General features: G+C 73.0%; 1 protein-coding gene. It reads right to left on the reverse strand.

Annotated elements, in window-relative coordinates:
• Positions 1-55: 55 nt before the first annotated feature.
• A partial coding sequence (locus R6V09_RS54185) for an oxidoreductase (RefSeq protein WP_317888693.1) occupies positions 56-808 on the reverse strand: 753 nt, incomplete at its 5' end.

Consider the following 808-nt stretch of genomic DNA (forward strand, 5'->3'; position numbering starts at 1 on the left):
GAACCGGGGCGGGTGCAGTCGGCGCTCACCGTCGGGACCGAGAAGCCGGTATCCGCTACGCCACCGCCCCCATCGAGAACCGCACCCCGGTGAGCTCCTCCGAAGCCGTCCACAGCCGCTCGGCCGCCGCCACGTCACTCGCCTCGGGGCTGCGCCCCACCAGCGTCGGCGCCCCGCGCATCTCGCCGATTCCGCTCGGCCCGACGTAGCTCGCGCCCGGCAGGTCCTGGGTCGCCGCGTAGAGCGTCGGCAGGGCGCCGCCCTTGTCGTCCTGGGCCAGGACCCTGTTGCCCACGGCCATCAGCGCGCGGCTGACCGGGTTCGCCGTGTGGCTCTGCAGGTTGGTCGCCGCCCAGCCCGGGTGGGCCGCAAGGGCGCGGACGTGTGAGCCCGACTCGGCCAGCCTGCGCTGGAGTTCGAGCGTGAACAGCAGGTTGGCCAGCTTGGACTGGGAGTAGGCGCGCTGCGGGCCGTAGATGCCGTCCAGGTTCAGGTTCTCGAAGTGGATGACGCGGTCGCCCATCCGGTGCGCGCCGGAGGAGACGGTCACCACGCGGTCGGTGATGTGCGGCAGCAGCAGGTTCGTGAGGGCGAAGTGGCCCAGGTGGTTGGTGCCGAGCTGCATCTCGAAGCCGTCCCGTGTGCGCCCCTCGGGGAGCATCATCACGCCCGCGTTGTTGATGAGCAGGTCCAGCGGGCCGTCCCAGCCCTCGGCGAACTCCCGCACGGACGCCAGGTCCGCGAGGTCCAGCCGCCGCACCTCGGTGCTGCCGCCCGCCTTCGCCGCCGCGGCCCGCCCGCGCTCCAG

The sequence above is a fragment of the Streptomyces sp. W16 genome (assembly GCF_033194735.1).
In the GTDB taxonomy this organism is placed as follows: Bacteria; Actinomycetota; Actinomycetes; order Streptomycetales; family Streptomycetaceae; genus Streptomyces.